The sequence below is a fragment of the Vibrio sp. YT-15 genome (assembly GCF_033337445.1).
GTDB classification, from domain to species: Bacteria; Pseudomonadota; Gammaproteobacteria; order Enterobacterales; family Vibrionaceae; genus Vibrio; species Vibrio alginolyticus.
In genome coordinates, this window is record NZ_JAWOQR010000003.1 from 27,912 (window position 1) to 45,597 (window position 17,686).

Here is a 17,686-nt window from a genome sequence, read left to right on the forward strand (position 1 = left end):
CCGCGCTAACGATGCGCTGGTATTGAAAAACTAAGGAACTCTCATGAAAAAAAGTATTATTGCTCTTTTAGGTCTTGCCGTCATTTTAGGTGGCTGTTCTAACAAAGTCTCTTACGGCGATGCGCAAGCAACAGAAACCACGACTATCGATTTTGGCTCAACAGATTTACAAAAAATCGCGGCTGAAATGGTGGATAGCATGATGATGTCGGGCTCTGTAGCAGCAATTACTCGTGACCAACGTCCTATCGTTTTTGTTGAGCGAATTAAGAACAAAACCAGTGAACATATTGACACTGAATCCATTACTGACACGATCTCTACTAAGATGTTGAACTCAGGTAAGTTCCGTTTTGTTGATATGGACCGTGTTGAGTCTGTGCGTGAACAACTTAACTTCCAAAACACGGATGAGCTTGTTAACCAAAGCACAGCTATCCAATTTGGTAAAATGGTTGGTGCTCAATACATGCTTTACGGCAACCTATCTAGCATTGTGAAAAATGCAGGTAGCGATAAAGATGTATACTACAAGATGACCATGCGCCTAATGGACCTAGAAACAGGTTTGATTGAGTGGGCGGATGAAACTGAAATTCGTAAAGCGCAATCTAAGAGCCTATTCGGTCTTTAATCGAACAGGGTGGAGAAGTCATCAATGGCATGGTTTTCTTGGCAACAAGCAAAACAGTTAGATCCGAGTCTTAACGCTCTCGATGGCTTCTTTACGGAGCCTCCGGTAAAAGTACAAACTGTTACCGGGGGGCTCACCAACCGTTGTTGGCGGTTGGAATCTTCTCAAGGCCTTGCATACATCTGGCGACCGACCAGTCATGTCTGCAAGGCTTTTTCAATTTCTCGTCACAGTGAATATCAAGTGCTGAATGCAGTCTCTTCATTGGAAATTGGCCCCAAGCCAGTTTTTATTCATGAGCAAGGGTTGCTGGTGGAATGGATAGAAGGAGAGGCACTGACGGAGTCAGGCTTAGCACTAAGCGATTTATTATCCATTGCGGCGAAGATTCATCAATATCCGATAAGCGCAATTCCTTTGGTTCCATTTTCATATATTTCTCGCATCGATCATTATTGGCTTGAGCTTGATGGTCAGTATGTGGGTACGGAGTTTGAGGCTTTGTACATGAAGTGGCGCACGGAACCGAACGTTGCACCTGTTCCGCTTGCCCTATGTCACTTCGATTTGGGGTGTTACAACCTAGTGCGAGGGGAGAGTGGGGTGAAAGTCATTGATTGGGAGTATGCCGGGATTGCTGACCCTAGGCTTGATTTGACCTTAACTATTCAGGTCGCGAATGCGCCTGTGGAAGAAGCGGTAAAGCAGTATTGCCAAATTCGAGGTATCGAAGATGTGTCTCTTTGGCTGAGAGGTGTACACGCTTGGCAACCAAGAACCTTGGTGATGGCGATGCTCTGGTATCTACTTGCCTATAAATTGTGGGGAACTGAACAATACTTAAACAGTGCGTATGAGTTGAAAGGCTCATTGTGTATGGAAGATCACTGTTTTGAGAACTCGTGATATTTTCCCCTTTAACAGTAAGGAAATAGTGGTAGTTTTAATAAAAGTACCAGATACACACAGGGAGAGGTACACATGATTATTTACTTACACGGCTTTGACAGTACAAGCCCGGGTAACCACGAAAAAGTTCTTCAACTGCAATTTATCGACGACGACGTTCGTTTTATCAATTACAGCACCCTTCACCCAAAGCACGACATGCAACACTTGTTAAAAGAAGTGTCTAAAGTTATCGATCAATCTGATGACCCAAACCCGTTAATCTGTGGGGTTGGTTTAGGTGGTTACTGGTCTGAGCGAATTGGTTTTCTATGCGGTATCAAGCAAGTGATGTTCAACCCGAACTTGCACCCAGAAAAAACGATGGCTGGTCGAATCGATCGCCCAGAAGAGTACGAAGATATCGCAACAAAATGTGTTGATCAGTTCCGAGCGAAAAATCAAGCTCACTGCTTAGTGATTCTCTCTAAAGATGATGAAGTGCATGACAACTCGAAAACGGCAGCTGAGCTAGAAAAACACTATCAAATCATTTGGGATGAAACTCAGTCTCATAAGTTCAAAAAAATCTCTCATCATTTACAAGCGATAAAGGCATTTAAAAATACTTATTAATGTTGAGTGTAGACAGTAAAGCGGCGTTTTTATCGGCTGCTTTGCTGCGATTCCTTCTCTTGAGTATGCCGAGCCACTGTCTCTTTGAAAGGCACATTTTCTTGGTTTAACGCTTTGAATATTGTGTTCTCCTTACCGTTTTCTTACTTCCCTCCTATGTAGCACGAACACCTTGTTGTAGAGTAGTCGAAAAGTAGTCAATCCGTACTCGTTACACGGATTTTGGTTGCCTTCAAAGTTGGTCTCTATATAATGAACCGGACTAAAATAATTTGATAAATATCAAAAAAAAATTGAGAGCGAGTAATAAACTTGCCCAAAAATTCTGGCGTCGTATGCGTACCAGATAAACGTGCCAAACCCTGACAAGTCATTGATAGATAAAGAATCAAGGTGAGTGGCAGTTTTTTAATCCAAGTAATTGAGACACCTCTAAGAACCAAGAATTCATCGGTTGGATGGATGCCACAAATGTTTGTGAGTCATGCATCGAGCTGAACCCCATATATTCATTTTTGTAGAGGAAAATCATTGTGACACGCATTATCGTTGTAGGCGGCGGTGCAGGTGGTCTTGAGTTGGCAACTAAGCTTGGTCGAACTCTAGGTCGCAAAAACCGTGCGCAAATTACGCTAGTCGATCGAAAAGCGAGCCACTTGTGGAAGCCATTATTGCATGAGGTTGCTACAGGTTCTTTGGACGAAGGAGTAGATGCACTGAGCTATCGAGCTCATGCAAAAAACCACAGCTTCGACTTCCAAATGGGTAGTCTTCAAGACATCGACCGTGAACGTAAAGTGATCATCTTAAGTGAGCTTAAAGACGAACACGGTGAACTTCTTATGCCAAGCCGTGAGCTAGAATACGACATTCTAGTGATGGCAATTGGCTCGACATCAAACGACTTCAACACGCCTGGCGTTCGTGAAAACTGTATTTTCCTAGACAGCCCTGAGCAAGCACACCGTTTCCGTACAGAAATGAACAACGAGTTCCTAAAGCTGCACGCCAAAAACGGTAACGGTACGGTCGATATTGCGATTGTTGGTGCTGGTGCAACTGGCGTTGAACTATCAGCTGAGTTACATAATGCTGTTAAAGAGCTGCGCACTTATGGCTTCGGTGATCTTGACTCTAGCAAGTTGAACGTCAATCTGATTGAAGCAGGTGAGCGTATTTTACCAGCGTTACCTCCACGAATCTCTTCTGCTGCTCATCAAGAGTTGGTGAAGTTGGGCGTAAACGTGCGCACCGCCACTATGGTGACTAAAGCTGAAAAAGATGGCCTTACTACAAAAGATGGTGAGAAGATCCCAGCTCAAATCATGGTTTGGGCTGCGGGTATCAAAGCTCCAGACTTTATTAAAGATATCGCTGGCTTAGAAACGAACCGTATCAATCAGCTTGTAGTGAAAAACACACTACAGACAACACGAGATGATGACATCTTTGTTATTGGTGACTTAGCACAATGCACCCAGTCTGACGGTTCGTTCGTGCCGCCACGCGCTCAAGCTGCACACCAAATGGCAAGCCAGGCATTTAGTAACATCGTCGCGAAGATCAACGGGCGCGAGTTGAAAGACTATGTATATAAAGATCACGGTTCATTAGTGTCTCTAAGTCGCTTCTCAACCGTTGGTAGTCTGATGGGGAACCTAACTAAAGGGTCGATGATGGTAGAAGGCCGTATTGCTCGTGTCGTTTACATCTCATTGTATCGCATGCACCTAATGGCGTTGCACGGTGTATTCAAAACCGGTCTGATGATGCTCGTCGGCCGCATTAATCGCGTGCTGCGTCCAAACCTTAAGCTGCACTAAGGTTTTAAATCCACTCTGTGTGGATGTGTTGTATCTTAAAAAATGCAGAAGCCACCGCAAGTCGGTGGCTTTTTGTTTATGTTAGATCTGTCGGTAAAAGTGAGAACACAACGCCATCTTTAGGCTTACCCTGAAAAATAAACCGGTTTCTGGCGATGGCTTCTTTTTGTGCACCGACGGACTCAATTAAGGCTTGGCTAGCTTCGTTGTCGGGGTCACAAACAATCTCTAGTCGAGTTAAACTTAGCTTTGCGAAGCAGAATTCTGCTAAGGCTTTAACGGCTTCTTGGGCATAGCCTTGCCGTTGATAGCGGTCGGCAACCCAGTAACCAATACTCGCCATATTAAACGTATGATATAACTCATTGACCGCTGCCATTCCAACCAAAGTGTTACTTTGCCGCTCATAGATACCGAAACCAAAAGCCTCAGTTTTGACCCAGTTAAGACGGGTTGCCAACAGAAAGTCCTGCGCGGTTTTCAATGTGACGTTTTTATCACACCAGTCAAGCCATTGGTGCAGCGAAGGGGATTCTGCAAGTAATCGTTGTAGTGAATGTGCTTCTTCAGCAGGGATGAGCTTGAGCGCTAAGCGGGGCGCAATGATTTCAAAGTCTGGACTCATGAACTAATACGACTTCCATGTTGAGTGTAAGTAAATTGAAAGCTGTCTATTTATACTTGAACGCAGCTATTTTCCTTGCTCTGCGTTGGTTAGGAATAACTGAGGTATAGCAGATAAAAACAAAGCGCAGCTTTGCTGCGCTTTGTCGAACCGCTCGTGCTTATCGAACCCGACGAACTTGAATGATCATACCCATCAACGGGTTATCTAGGTAATGAGTCTCGCTGCTACGCATACGACGTTTTTGATCCATTCGATAACTCTTCAGGAATTTCTCTTCGGTTACTGTCGGCGATATTTCTGCCAAGTTACCGACTTGGACGTTACCATCTACTTCACCTAAGTCATCCGCCAATTGCTCAGTTGAGGTTGGTTCAAAACGCACCTCTCTAACACTTGGTTCGCGCAGATCTAGTGTTGTTTCGGCGAAGAGGTAATGCTGTACGTATATTTGGAATCGACCATCTAGTTCATATAAAGGACCATTGACCGTCTCTTCACTGTACCCGTCGCTGGAAAATGTTTGATTGCCATTGAGTGGGCGGCCATCTGCTTGATAAGAATCAGAGAAATCTCGCCCGCCAACGATGCGGAAAATTGGGGCGCTAGATTTACCTCGGTCACCTTGACGCCAGGCTACGTGTTTAAGCACTTTAAAGCCGGCATGATTATTTAGTGCCGCTTCTTGCTCGTTGAGACGGAAAGAAGAACTTGGCAAAAGTGTCACGCCTTTAGAGCGGCGGTAGGATTCACTCTCTAGGCTACCGACATTTTCCATATCGATTTTTGGCAGTTGATTCGGCCAAGATTCTGTTGTGCTTTCAGCGTCGACTGCTCGCTTGAAAATGATCACTTCAATATCAAATTGGCGCTGTGCCCAAGAGGGCATTGAGACACATAGAAGCAATAACGGGATCAGTATTCTCATTCGACTATTAGCTCGTTGGTAATAAATTCTGTTTAAAATCATTCAGTAAGTCTTGAACAAACTGAATGCGTTTACGTCGGTCCACCAATGGTACGCTAAACTTGAACTTAGTTGGACCTTCCATTGCAAATTTTTGCGGCTGTGATTGCAGTAGTTTAACTAAATACGCTGGATTTATGTCAGCATCAGGGTAAAACTCGATAAATCCACCTTTATCATGGGCTTCTATCTTTTTCGCTTTTAAACTACCAGCCGAAATTTTCAATTCTGAGACGGCAAGTAAGTTCTTTGTTGCGTCTGGAAGCAGACCAAAGCGATCAATCAGTTCCACTTTTAGCTCTGATAGTTCATCACTGCTTGTGACACTCGCAATGCGTTTGTACATCGACAGTCGTGTGTTTACATCCGGAATGTAATCATCTGGTAAGAGCGCTGGGATTCGCATTTCCACTTCAGTTTGCTCACGAAGCAGCTCATCCAAAGATGGCTCCTTGCCTTCTTTTAATGCTTGCACTGCTTGTTCCAGCATTTCCATATAAAGTGTAAAACCAACGGATTGAATTTGCCCACTTTGCTCATCACCAAGCAGCTCACCAGCACCACGGATTTCTAAATCGTGGGTTGCTAACGTAAAGCCAGCACCTAAGTCTTCCAGTGAAGCAATCGCATCAAGACGCTTGATGGCATCTTTGGTCATGGCTTTTGGATGTGGCGTTAATAAGTAAGCATAGGCCTGATGGTGCGAACGTCCAACACGGCCACGCAATTGATGCAACTGCGCCAAGCCAAGATTGTCCGCACGATCCATGATTATGGTATTTGCCGTTGGTACGTCGATACCGGTTTCGATGATGGTTGTACACACCAACACATTAAAGCGCTGATGGTAGAAGTCATTCATGATTCGCTCAAGTTCGCGCTCGCGCATTTGACCATGAGCCACGGTAATGCGTGCCTCTGGGATGAGTTTCTGTAAGTCTTCTGCCGTTTTTTCAATGGTTTCAACCTGATTGTGCAGGAAGTAAACCTGACCACCACGCATAATTTCACGCAGTACCGCTTCACGGACCACTGGCTCTTCTTTTTGTCGAACAAAGGTTTTAATGGCTAAACGGCGTGCAGGAGGTGTCGCGATGATCGACAGGTCTCGCATGCCACTCATTGCCATATTCAGTGTGCGTGGAATTGGTGTTGCGGTGAGGGTAAGAATGTCCACATCCGCACGCATTGCTTTGACTTTTTCTTTTTGACGAACCCCAAAGCGGTGTTCCTCATCAACGATCAACAAACCTAAATCTTTGAATTTAATGTCGCTCGAAAGCAGCTTATGCGTACCAACGACAATATCGACTTTACCATCGGCAACGTCTTGCAGAATGACTTTTTGTTCTTTGGCAGATTTAAAACGAGACAGTACTTCAACTCGGATTGGTAAGTTGGCAAAACGGTCACGGAAGTTTTCGAAATGCTGCTGAGCAAGCAAGGTTGTTGGTACGAGTACGGCGACCTGTTTACTGTTATCCGTTGCGACAAATGCTGCGCGCATAGCGACTTCCGTTTTACCAAAGCCCACGTCACCACACACTAAGCGATCCATCGCTTTTGCCTGGCACATGTCTGACAAGACGGCATTGATGGCCATCGCTTGGTCATCTGTTTCTTCAAACGGGAATGTTGCTTTAAATGTTGCGTATTGCCCACGATCTAGCTCAAATTTGAAGCCAGGTTTTAATTCTCGTTTAGCATACACATCCAGCAATTCTGCCGCGACATCACGCACTTTTTCTGCCGCTTTACGACGTGCTTTTGCCCACGCTTCACCACCTAATTTATGCAGTGGCGCACTCTCTTCAGCGCCGCCAGAATAACGGCTGATAAGATTCAGTGATGAAACTGGCACGTAGAGCTTGGCATCGTTTTGATACTCAAGAGTGACGTATTCCGTTTTCATACCACCGGCTTCAAGTGTTTGTAAACCGATGTAGCGGCCAATACCGTGATCAATATGAACCACAGGTTGACCGGGTTTTAGTTCCGCAAGATGGCGAATAACGGTGTCACTGTTGACGGCTTTTTTATCTTTGCGGCGTCGCTGGATAACACGGTCACCGAGTAGATCACTTTCACAGATCAGAGCGAAGTTCAGCTCTTCGTGAATGAAACCATGCTCTGCTGCGCCTAAGATCAAGCTGAATCGATCACCCGAGTCTAGAGCTTGGTAAAGTGAGCCATGTACGACTGGCCGAACTTTGATGCCTTGCAACAGCTCCGTTAGTGCTTCACGACGACCTTCTGACTCTACCGAGAAAACGATTTTTCCGCTGAATTGCTCACTAAACTGACGAAGGCGCGAGAGCGGCTCTTTATTTTGTTGCTGAACGCCAAGCTCGGCTAACGATTGTACGGGTAGGTTTTGACGACCGGCACGCTTAACCACTTTATCTAGGCTCAATTGAGCGATAGGGAGCTGTTTTAGTTGACTGAAAAGTTCGTCTTTTTTCAACCAAAGCTGTTCAGGAGTCAAAAGAGGACGCAACGGATCAACTTTTTTCTGGTCGTATCGATATTCGACATCGGTTAAGAAAGTATCGACCGCAGATTCGATATCACCATATGTGATGACTTGAGAGTCTTCTGGCAAATATTCAAATAAAGTCTCGGTATGGTCAAAAAACAGCGGCTGCCAATACTCAATACCAGCGGGCCACGTGCCTTTGGTCACTTGCATGTAGATTGATTCAGGCTCGCGGCGTGCGTCGAACTGGGTGCGCCAACGTGTACGGAAATCTTCAATCGCTTCTTTAGTGGTTGGGAACTCATGTGCAGGCAGCAATTGGATTTGCTGAATATCGTCGATAGAGCGTTGGTTCTCTGGATCAAACGTGCGAATGGTATCTATTTCATCATCAAAGAAGTCGATGCGGTACGGGTCATTGCTGCCCATAGGAAAGAGATCCAGAATAGACCCACGACTTGCATATTCACCTGGCCCAAATACTTGATCTACATGGCGGTAGCCTGAATTTTCAAGTTGTACACGTAACTTCTCTAGCGAGATTCGATCACCAGTTTTCACCATTAAAGTGTGTTGCAACAGAAAATCACGTGGCGATTGGCGTTGCAATACTGTACTGACCGGGACGATGGTTATGCCATTACGCTGACTTGGCAGTTGGTATAGGCGTGCGATACGTTCAGAGATGATTTCTTGATGCGGAGAAAAGTTATCGTAAGGCAGCGTTTCCCAGTCGGGGAACAGGCTTACCGTTTGGTCGGTGAATTGCTCAATCTCTGCCTGAAGCTTTAAAGCAATTTGCGGGTCAGGCACAACGAGTAGAGAGTGACTCGAATGCTGCTTGGCTAGCTCTGCAATGGCTAGAGGTAGAGCTGCGCCCGGCAAATTACCTAGCTGTTTTTTGTCGCCACGCTCTGAAGGGTTGGTGACGGAAAGAATCGTTGCTTTTGTCATAGGAATTATTTTTTATCTCGCTCTATCGAGCGCTGACGTAAAAGTTTTTGTTGTTGATACAGTGCCGCCTTTATCAGTAAATCTTGATCAGATTCTCGGAGCATCTTGTATCTAAGCGTGATAATGAAATCTTGCTCTGAAGCATCACATTCTTCTACTTGAGCGTAACAGTAAATCGCCGCAGCAGGGTGATCGAGGAACAGTTTAACACGAACGAGTTGTTGAGTAGTTAACGCTGTATCTGAGCGGAAACTGAGTTGACTAGCACCAAACTGCGTCGTTTGATATCGAATGGAGGCGTCATCTTGTTGTGAAAGCATAAAGCTCAACAAGAGGTTAAGTTTCGCGTTTTGCGTATCAAGCAAGTTGATCACATGCTTTAACTCTTTGTTTTTCAGCTCTAGACGCGCGTTGTCTGCCAACATATCTAAGTGACTAAATTCACTGGCGACAATAAATGGTGCTGGAATTTCGGAGGCAAATGTTTCTTCATCTGGCAAAGCAAAGTCCGCACTCAACGTTTCGACGTTGATGGTGAGGTTATGATGGACGGTAAAGTATTCTTGCTCTGTCATATAGTCGATCCTTTTGCCAGTGAGCGCTCCCTGTTCACTCAACAAACAAAGAGAAATAGGGCACTGATTATCGCTAACTGAATGAAGTTATCAAGTTTAGCTGATTTGTCCTTGAACTTTTTGCCCTAAATACAGACTTATTGCATGTCGTTGACAAATTTAGCGATTCTCTTGTCTTCTTAATGAGAAGAGTAAGGTAAGATAATCCGCTAAAGCTTTATATCAAAACAACCAGTTGGTTTGTCTTATATGTATCATCCTATCTCATTGTTTATTGGCTTAAGGTATCTTCGGGGACGCTCTGGAGATAGGTTCAGCCGATTTGTTTCTTATATGTCGACGGCGGGTATTACGATCGGTGTAATGGCGTTGGTGACGGTTCTTTCTGTGATGAACGGGTTTGAATCGCAGTTAAAAGAACGCATTTTAGGTGTGCTACCTCATGCCGTTGTTTCGCAACACGATGGAAAAACGCCTATGACCGAGTCTGCCCCTCCATTTGTTCAAGCGATGTCGAGTGAATCTCAGCCGGAGCCTATCGTTAGAGGAGAGGCTGTTATTCAGAGTTCTGCACAGCTGACGGCTGGTTACCTCATCGGTATTGAACCTAAGAAAGGCGATCCGATTAGCAACCATTTGATTGCCGGACGATTATCGTCACTTCAAGCAGGTGACTACAATGTATTTTTGGGTCACAGTTTGGCACGTTCACTAAAGGTCTCAATCGGGGATAAAGTACGCTTGATGGTGACCAACGCGACGCAGTTTACCCCACTTGGTCGTATTCCTAGCCAGCGAAACTTCACTGTCTCAGGCATTTTCAATACGGGATCGGACGTTGATGGTCAATTAATGATTGTGAACATGACGGATGCATCTAAGCTGATGCGTTTCCCTAAAGACACGGTTTCTGGTTGGCGTGTCTTTTTCTCTGACCCATTTATGGTGACGGATTTTGCTGACCAACCCATGCCTGATGGATGGGAATGGAGTGATTGGCGCGAACAGCGTGGTGAGCTTTTCCAAGCGGTGAAAATGGAAAAGAACATGATGGGACTTATGCTAGGTCTAATTGTGGGTGTCGCTGCATTCAATATTATCTCCGCTTTGATCATGGTGGTAATGGAGAAACAATCAGAAGTCGCAATATTGAAAACTCAAGGCATGACTCAATCTCAAGTGATGACCATTTTCATGGTGCAAGGTGCAAGCAGTGGTGTAATTGGCGCGATTGTTGGTGGCGCTGCGGGCGTGATCTTGTCACTTAATCTAAATGCGATTCTTGAATCTGCTGGTGTGGCGCTATTCAGCTTTGGTGGTCATCTACCCATCTTGATTGATTCAATGCAAATTCTTTTAGTGGTGGTGTTGGCGATTGCTCTTAGCCTTGCTGCTACGCTTTATCCTTCTTATCGAGCATCTTCTGTTAAACCTGCTGAGGCACTTCGCTATGAATAAGCTATTAGAATGTCGTGATATTCGTAAAGTCTACCGAGAGGGTTCGTTAGATACGGAAGTGTTGAAAGGCGTAAGTTTCGATATCGACAAAGGGGAGTTGGTTTCTATTGTTGGCTCTTCTGGTTCGGGAAAAAGTACCTTATTGCATATTTTAGGTGCGTTAGATGACGCAACTCATGGTGAAGTTGATTTTCTAGGGCAAAACTTATCAGCTTTGAGCTCGAACAAACAGGCGGCATTACGCAACAAGCACCTTGGTTTTGTATACCAGTTTCATCACTTGTTGGCTGACTTTACTGCGCTTGAAAATGTGGCGATGCCACTGATGATTGGCGGTGCTAAAGTAGCGGATGCAAAACAGGCGGCTAAAGCGCTGTTAGATAAAGTTGGTTTGAGTCATCGGATGCAACATAGACCCTCCGAGTTATCGGGCGGTGAGCGTCAGCGTGTTGCGATTGCGCGTGCGTTGGTGAATAAACCTGATCTGGTCTTGGCTGATGAACCTACGGGGAACTTAGATCACAATACGGCACTGTCTATCTATGATTTGATGCGCGAGCTCAATAAAGAGTCAAACATTGCATTTTTGGTTGTCACGCATGACAAAGAGCTGGCAGCAAAAATGGATCGTCAAATGCACATGCAAGATGGTTTGCTCGTAGATCGTTTTGTGACTGATACAGCATCTGCGGAGGGCTAGTTTTGTTTACCTCTTTAGCTTTGATGATTGGTGGTCGCTTCAGTCGAGCGAAAAAGCGCAACAAGATGGTGTCTTTCATATCGCTTTCTTCGACTATTGGTATTGCGGTTGGCGTTGCTGTGATCATTATCGGTTTGTCTGCAATGAATGGCTTTGAGCGCGAGCTGCAATCGCGTGTGTTGTCTGTGATCCCACACGGCGAGTTAGAAGGTGTTAATGGACCACTTCATGACTACACCAAAACGATGAATCAAGCTCTAAAACATGAACATGTTGTCGCGGCAGCACCGTACGTTCGTTTTACGGGTTTGGCAGAAAAAGGCAGTAAGCTAAAAGCGATAGAAGTTCGTGGCGTAGAGCCTACTTTCGAGCAAGCGGTGTCGAGCTTGTCGAATTTTATTGACCAAGAAGCTTGGCAAAACTTTTATGCCGGTCAGCAGCAAGTGATCTTAGGCCGAGGTGTAGCAAACGAGCTAAATGTCGCCGTGGGGGATTACGTTACGTTAATGATTCCGCAAACAGGCGGCGCAAATAAAGTGCAGGCTCCTAAGCGTGTGCGCGTGAAGGTGTCAGGGTTCTTAACGTTGAATGGCCAAATCGACCACTCTCTAGCGTTAGTACCATTAGCTGATGCGCAGCAATACGCGAGGTTAGGGGGAGGGGTCACAGGCATTTCACTAAAAACTGACGATGTTCTCAATGCGCCTTCTATTGTTCGCGAGGTTGGTAGCATGGTTGATGTTTACGTGTATTTGAAAAGCTGGCAGCAAAAGTTTGGTTTTTTGTATCGCGATATTCAGCTCGTGCGCACCATTATGTACTTGGTGATGGTACTGGTGATTGGCGTGGCATGTTTTAATATTGTGTCTACGTTGATGATGGCAGTGAAAGACCGAGCGGCGGAAATTGCAATTTTGCGAACAATGGGAGCAAAAGATAGCCTAATCAAACGGATCTTTGTTTGGCAAGGTGTATTCTCTGGTGTATTTGGTAGTCTCGTCGGCAGTGTTATCGGTGTCTTAGTGGCGTTAAACCTGACTCCGTTAATTAAAGGGTTAGAGAGCTTAATTGGTCATCAGTTTTTATCGGGTGATATTTACTTCGTCGACTTCTTACCATCACAACTACACTGGCCAGATGTGGCATTGGTGTCAGTGACGGCGATAGTGCTTAGTTTACTTGCGACGTGGTATCCTGCTTCGCGTGCCGCAAGGTTGAATCCGGCGGCTGTACTGAGTTCTAAATAGCGGATTGTTTTACAATATGCGAAAAACAAAAAGGACCGAATTCGGTCCTTTTTTGTATTTATCCGACTTGAGTAACATCGCGTTTCATTCTAACTGTTAGATGCCCCTCAACTGATAGCTCAAATGCTGATTTTTACGCAGTAAGGTCTTATCTTATTTTGCGTTTTTGCCAGCTCCGTACCACGGAGTAGCGCCAAAGCCCTCGAATTCCGAAGTAGCCAATAATCGCGGATACAACCCCACAAATTGCGCAGCCCAATAGAAATGGAGGTCCAATGGTGCTCATTTGCTGCATGATGAATTCCCACGATAGTTCAAAGTGAAAAGGTTGCGGGGGAAGACGCATCACTAGAGCACCTAGCTTGTACGCAAAGTAAAATAGCACAGGCATAGTGATAGGATTGCTGATCCATACCAAAGCGACGGAGAGGGGCAGATTGACACCCAACATAATGGCCAAACCAGCGGCCATGATCATTTGGCTCGGCAGCGGAACAAAAGCCATAAATAACCCGACAGCAAAAGCCCCTGATGCCGAGCGGCGGTTTAAGCACCACAAGTTTGGGTTGTACAACACATTGCCGAAGACCTTCAATGCTTTTTGGCGTTTGATCAATTCATGATCTGGCATGAAGCGTTTTATCAGCTTTCTAGGCATAGGACAGCATGACTCTCTCAGAAAAAAGTTGGACCTTGGCGTTATTTGTAGCGAGCGTAATCTCGTCAGCTTGGTGGCCGACAATACCAGATTGGCGTTGGTTGCTGCTGGGAATAATAACCACTGGCTCAATAATCAAATTACGTCGTGGCTTAATTAGCATAGGCGCAATTGCGGGCTTTATGGTTGTCATCGTCCACGGCAATGTATTGGAGTCTCAGAGACAAGCCCTTTTTCAAGCAGGGGAGAATATTACCATAATTGGTAAAGTTGACAGCCCTTTTACGCAAATAAGTCACGGTTATGAAGGTATTGTCGCTATAGAAGCGGTAAATTCTCAAACTCTGTTACCTTTTCTTAAACCTAAAATCCGTCTTATTACGCCTTTTCCACTCGATGTTAACAGTGAGTTTACGACATCCATCTCGTTAAAGCCGATTACAGGTCTACGCAACGAAGCTGGCTTTGATGCTGAAAAGCACGCGATGGGTAAAAATATTATCGCCCGAGCGGTTGTTAACAAAGACGCTCAGTGGATTGTTCGTTCTAATGTATCTCTGCGTCAATCCATTATTGCCGATGTCGCTGATGATGTGTCTTCCCTTCATCATTTCTCGTTAATAAGTGCGTTAGTTTTTGCTGACCGTTCTTGGTTGTCTAAGGAAGATTGGCAAGCGCTCAGGGACAGTGGTTTACTGCATTTGGTCTCCATTTCTGGTTTACATATTGGTATGGCGTTTACTTTTGGGCTAGTCGTGGGCGGTACCGTTCGTTATCTATTACCCCAATACCAGTTGTTACCTAGCTTATATGGGCTGATCTTCGCTGTTGCCTACGCTTGGTTAGCGGATTTCTCTCTGCCTACTACGCGAGCAGTGTCGGTATGCGTTGTTTACGTTCTCCTGAAGTATACTCTGGTGCACTGGACTTCTTGGCGAGTTCTTTTGCTTGCAGTATCTCTACAACTGCTTGTCCAACCTTTTGCATCCTACAGCATGAGCTTTTGGTTATCATACCTCTCCGTTTGTGCGGTATTGTTCGCAATTAATTTGATTCGACATCAAAGGGGAGGTTGGAAAGCGCGATTAAAAGCGTTATTGCTTACTCAATTGATGTTGAGCGCTTTAATCGTACCTGTTAGTGGCCATTTCTTCTCCGGTTTTAGTTTGTCCTCAATAGCCTACAACTTGGTATTTATTCCTTGGTTCGGATTTATCGTTGTACCTTTGATGTTTCTAGCCCTGTTCTCATCTTTGTTTCTTGAAATGATAGCGAAGCCTCTGTGGCATTTGGTGGACTGGTCATTACAGCCATTGAGCACGTCAATACAGTACGCAATAGGTTCTTGGCAACCTATTAGCATGGAAATGACAATGCTGGTTATGGCGATAGTGGTTTGCTTAATATTTCAACGGTTCATGTCTCAGTACGCGTGGTATTTGTTACTCGGCATCGTTATTAGTATCAAGCTTGCATCGGAGTATGAACCGCATTGGCGTATCGATGTATTAGATGTAGGTCATGGCCTTGCAGTGGTTGTAGAAAAAGACGACAAGGTGTTGCTGTATGACACTGGTAAAGCATGGCAAAGCGGCAGTATCGCAGAGCAGGTCGTCACTCCGGTTTTGCATCAACGAGGTTATGAAAGCATAGATACACTGATTCTAAGCCATTCCGATAATGATCACGCAGGCGGCCGCTTTTTCATTGAAGATGCCTTTTCTCCACAGCGTAAACTTAGTAGTCAATTCTTTATCGGATATGAGCCTTGCACTAGAGGCGACCAATGGAAATGGCAAGGATTAAAGATGGAAGTGCTCTGGCCTCCTGCACTTGTTCAACGTGCGTATAATCCGCACTCCTGTGTATTACGACTTACTGACCCTATTTCTAACTTTAGTATGCTTTTTACTGGTGATATTGAGGCCATTAGCGAGTGGATTTTGCTTAGAGAACCCGGAAAGTTACAAAGTGATGTGATGCTAGTCCCTCACCACGGGAGTAAAAGTTCATCGAATCCTCGATTTATTGAGGCGGTGAGCCCGAGTGTGGCGGTTGCTTCTTTAGCAAAAAACAATCGATGGGGAATGCCAGCGGAAAATGTCGTTGCTTCATACCGAAAGCTTGGCGTTACTTGGCTTGATACTGGTGAGGGTGGTCAGGTAAGCTTCTTTATTCACCGTGATAATTGGCGCTCAGAAACCAAACGTAGCGATACATTTGAGCCTTGGTATAGGCAGATGCTGCGTAAGGGAGTAGAATGAGAGTCTTAATGTAAGAAAATAAAGCACTTCTATGTCGATAAATACTGATGAAACGACTTGGCAGACGTTTAAGCGTCTATGGCAATTTATTCGCCTTTATAAGTCAGGTCTTGTCGTTGCAGTCATTGCATTAGTTATTAATGCAATATCAGATACCTATATGATTTCCCTGCTAAAACCACTACTCGATGAAGGTTTTGGGAACGCTGAATCTGATTTTTTACGCACGCTTCCATTGATTATTTTTGCCATGATGTTCATCCGTGGCATAAGTGGATTTGTCTCCACCTACTGTTTGAGCTGGGTATCTGGCAACGTAGTTATGCAAGTCCGTCGCATGGTGTTCAATCACTTTATGCATATGCCAGTGTCATACTTTGATAAGGAAAAGACGGGCAACTTATTGTCGCGTATAACCTACGACTCAGAGCAAGTATCAGCGGCAACTAGCCAAGCGTTGGTGAGCATTGTGCGTGAAGGCGCAAGTATCATTGGTCTGTTAGTCTTGATGTTTTACAACAGCTGGCAATTGTCGCTAGTGCTGTTTGCTGTTGCTCCCGTTGTGGCATGGGGTATTGGTGTTGTTTCTAAACGTTTTAGAAAAATATCCAAAAATATGCAGACCATGATGGGTAACGTAACTGCATCAGCAGAGCAGATGCTGAAAGGCCATAAAGTTGTGTTGAGCTATGGCGGCCAAGACATCGAACGTCAACGATTTGAAAAAGTCAGCAACCAAATGCGTCAACAAAGCATGAAGTTGGTGACGGCTCAAGCGGCGGCTAACCCTATCATCCAAATGATTGCATCACTTGCAATTGTTGCCGTTCTTTATTTAGCAAGTATTGATTCGATTAAAGAGCAACTGACTCCTGGTACATTTACTGTTGTCTTCTCTGCAATGTTTGGTCTGATGCGCCCACTTAAAGCGCTGACTAACGTTACTTCTCAGTTCCAACGTGGTATGGCCGCGAGCCAAACGCTCTTCGCGTTAATTGACCTCGAGCCTGAGAAAAACGAAGGTAAGTTGACAGTTAAACGCGCAAATGGCGATGTTTCAGTTAAAAACGTAAGCTTTACTTACACTGGTGCAGAAAAACCAGCATTGGAAAATGTCAGCTTCGATATTCCAAGAGGAAAAACGGTGGCGCTAGTTGGCCGTTCTGGCTCAGGTAAAAGTACCATCGCGAACTTGTTCAACCGCTTCTATGATGTTGACAGTGGATCTATCACATTAGATGGGCATGATATTCGTGATTACGAGCTAAAGAATTTACGTCAGCAATTTGCACTAGTATCGCAAAATGTTCATTTGTTTAATGACACGATAGCAAACAATATTGCGTACGCAACGGATGGCCAATACGAGCGCAGTGATATCGAGAAAGCGGCAACACTCGCGCATGCGATGGAGTTCATCGGCAAAATGGATGATGGACTTGATACTATGATTGGTGAAAATGGTGCTAGCTTGTCTGGTGGTCAACGCCAACGTGTTGCGATTGCGCGAGCTCTATTGCGTGATGCTCCAGTGCTGATTCTTGATGAGGCAACTTCGGCTTTGGATACCGAATCCGAGCGAGCTATTCAAGCTGCACTTGATGAGCTGCAAAAAGATAAAACGGTACTTGTAATAGCGCACCGCTTATCCACAATCGAGAAAGCCGATGAAATTCTTGTGGTTGATGATGGTGCCATCATTGAACGTGGCAACCACGCTGAGCTTATTAAGAAAAATGGTGCGTATGCACAATTGCACCGTATTCAGTTTGGTGAATAAG

The 17,686-nt window shown here is 45.0% G+C and carries 14 protein-coding genes; 9 read left to right on the plus strand and 5 right to left on the minus strand.

All coding sequences use genetic code 11. The annotated features are described in order from the left end of the window. Positions 1-43: 43 nt before the first annotated feature. From lpoB to R7D93_RS07155, 4 genes are all read left to right on the plus strand, one after another. Positions 44-634: a penicillin-binding protein activator LpoB gene (gene lpoB / locus R7D93_RS07140; protein ID WP_005378467.1), complete on the plus strand. Its 591-nt coding sequence runs from the start codon at positions 44-46 to the stop codon at positions 632-634. A 24-nt stretch (positions 635-658) separates the two neighbouring features. After that, positions 659-1,540, plus strand: coding sequence for a thiamine kinase (gene thiK, locus R7D93_RS07145; RefSeq protein ID WP_017634746.1), 882 nt, complete (start codon positions 659-661; stop codon positions 1,538-1,540). 75 nt (positions 1,541-1,615) lie between these two features. Next, complete coding sequence (gene ycfP / locus R7D93_RS07150) at positions 1,616-2,158, plus strand: alpha/beta hydrolase YcfP (RefSeq protein WP_005378464.1); 543 nt, start codon at positions 1,616-1,618, stop codon at positions 2,156-2,158. A 533-nt stretch (positions 2,159-2,691) separates the two neighbouring features. Next, entirely contained in the window at positions 2,692-3,981 is a 1,290-nt protein-coding gene (locus R7D93_RS07155; RefSeq protein WP_005378463.1) for an NAD(P)/FAD-dependent oxidoreductase, read from the plus strand. Positions 3,982-4,057: 76 nt separating this feature from the next. Here the strand turns inward: R7D93_RS07155 and R7D93_RS07160 are convergent, their stop codons facing one another. The 4 genes from R7D93_RS07160 to R7D93_RS07175 form a co-directional block, all read right to left on the minus strand. Further along, positions 4,058-4,606, minus strand: coding sequence for a GNAT family N-acetyltransferase (locus tag R7D93_RS07160; RefSeq protein WP_005387823.1), 549 nt, complete (start codon positions 4,604-4,606; stop codon positions 4,058-4,060). A 160-nt stretch (positions 4,607-4,766) separates the two neighbouring features. Further along, on the minus strand, positions 4,767-5,534 hold the full coding sequence (locus R7D93_RS07165) for a peptidoglycan binding protein CsiV (RefSeq protein WP_213868314.1): 768 nt from the start codon (positions 5,532-5,534) through the stop codon (positions 4,767-4,769). Positions 5,535-5,541: 7 nt separating this feature from the next. Further along, on the minus strand, positions 5,542-9,003 hold the full coding sequence (gene mfd, locus R7D93_RS07170; protein ID WP_225495518.1) for a transcription-repair coupling factor: 3,462 nt from the start codon (positions 9,001-9,003) through the stop codon (positions 5,542-5,544). 5 nt (positions 9,004-9,008) lie between these two features. Next, positions 9,009-9,578, minus strand: coding sequence for a PilZ domain-containing protein (locus tag R7D93_RS07175; RefSeq protein ID WP_203345768.1), 570 nt, complete (start codon positions 9,576-9,578; stop codon positions 9,009-9,011). A 249-nt stretch (positions 9,579-9,827) separates the two neighbouring features. Between R7D93_RS07175 and lolC the strand changes: the two genes are divergently transcribed. The 3 genes from lolC to lolE are packed head-to-tail and all read left to right on the plus strand — an operon-like array spanning position 9,828 to position 12,983. Further along, positions 9,828-11,036, plus strand: coding sequence for a lipoprotein-releasing ABC transporter permease subunit LolC (gene lolC / locus R7D93_RS07180; protein WP_054576372.1), 1,209 nt, complete (start codon positions 9,828-9,830; stop codon positions 11,034-11,036). Next, the gene (gene lolD, locus R7D93_RS07185) at positions 11,029-11,736 is read left to right on the plus strand and encodes a lipoprotein-releasing ABC transporter ATP-binding protein LolD (protein ID WP_005378457.1); all 708 of its coding nucleotides are present in this window, start codon (positions 11,029-11,031) and stop codon (positions 11,734-11,736) included. Before lolC ends, lolD begins: the two co-directional genes overlap by 8 nt. Before the next feature lie 2 nt (positions 11,737-11,738). After that, positions 11,739-12,983, plus strand: a complete 1,245-nt coding sequence (gene lolE, locus R7D93_RS07190; RefSeq protein WP_086046604.1) for a lipoprotein-releasing ABC transporter permease subunit LolE — start codon at positions 11,739-11,741, stop codon at positions 12,981-12,983. 148 nt (positions 12,984-13,131) lie between these two features. Here the strand turns inward: lolE and R7D93_RS07195 are convergent, their stop codons facing one another. Further along, the gene (locus R7D93_RS07195) at positions 13,132-13,641 is read right to left on the minus strand and encodes a DUF2062 domain-containing protein (RefSeq protein ID WP_005387834.1); all 510 of its coding nucleotides are present in this window, start codon (positions 13,639-13,641) and stop codon (positions 13,132-13,134) included. 8 nt (positions 13,642-13,649) lie between these two features. On the opposite strand from R7D93_RS07195, the gene R7D93_RS07200 reads away from it, so the two are divergent. Together R7D93_RS07200 and msbA are read left to right on the plus strand one after the other, a co-directional pair. Then, a complete protein-coding gene (locus R7D93_RS07200; RefSeq protein WP_213868316.1) occupies positions 13,650-15,905 on the plus strand; it encodes a DNA internalization-related competence protein ComEC/Rec2 in 2,256 nt (751 codons plus the stop codon). A gap of 31 nt (positions 15,906-15,936) precedes the next feature. Continuing rightward, positions 15,937-17,685, plus strand: a complete 1,749-nt coding sequence (gene msbA, locus R7D93_RS07205) for a lipid A ABC transporter ATP-binding protein/permease MsbA (protein ID WP_169628364.1) — start codon at positions 15,937-15,939, stop codon at positions 17,683-17,685. Position 17,686: the final 1 nt, after the last annotated feature.

Excerpts from the sequence above, each read along its gene's own strand:
- ycfP (WP_005378464.1), top strand. The coding sequence starts at position 1,616 with ATGATTATTTACTTACACGGCTTTGACAGTACAAGCCCGGGTAACCAC.
- mfd (WP_225495518.1), bottom strand. The coding sequence starts at position 9,003 with ATGACAAAAGCAACGATTCTTTCCGTCACCAACCCTTCAGAGCGTGGC.
- msbA (WP_169628364.1), top strand. The coding sequence starts at position 15,937 with ATGTCGATAAATACTGATGAAACGACTTGGCAGACGTTTAAGCGTCTA.
- R7D93_RS07195 (WP_005387834.1), bottom strand. The coding sequence starts at position 13,641 with ATGCCTAGAAAGCTGATAAAACGCTTCATGCCAGATCATGAATTGATC.
- thiK (WP_017634746.1), top strand. The coding sequence starts at position 659 with ATGGCATGGTTTTCTTGGCAACAAGCAAAACAGTTAGATCCGAGTCTT.
- lpoB (WP_005378467.1), top strand. The coding sequence starts at position 44 with ATGAAAAAAAGTATTATTGCTCTTTTAGGTCTTGCCGTCATTTTAGGT.
- R7D93_RS07160 (WP_005387823.1), bottom strand. The coding sequence starts at position 4,606 with ATGAGTCCAGACTTTGAAATCATTGCGCCCCGCTTAGCGCTCAAGCTC.
- lolD (WP_005378457.1), top strand. The coding sequence starts at position 11,029 with ATGAATAAGCTATTAGAATGTCGTGATATTCGTAAAGTCTACCGAGAG.
- lolC (WP_054576372.1), top strand. The coding sequence starts at position 9,828 with ATGTATCATCCTATCTCATTGTTTATTGGCTTAAGGTATCTTCGGGGA.
- R7D93_RS07165 (WP_213868314.1), bottom strand. The coding sequence starts at position 5,534 with ATGAGAATACTGATCCCGTTATTGCTTCTATGTGTCTCAATGCCCTCT.
- R7D93_RS07175 (WP_203345768.1), bottom strand. The coding sequence starts at position 9,578 with ATGACAGAGCAAGAATACTTTACCGTCCATCATAACCTCACCATCAAC.
- R7D93_RS07200 (WP_213868316.1), top strand. The coding sequence starts at position 13,650 with ATGACTCTCTCAGAAAAAAGTTGGACCTTGGCGTTATTTGTAGCGAGC.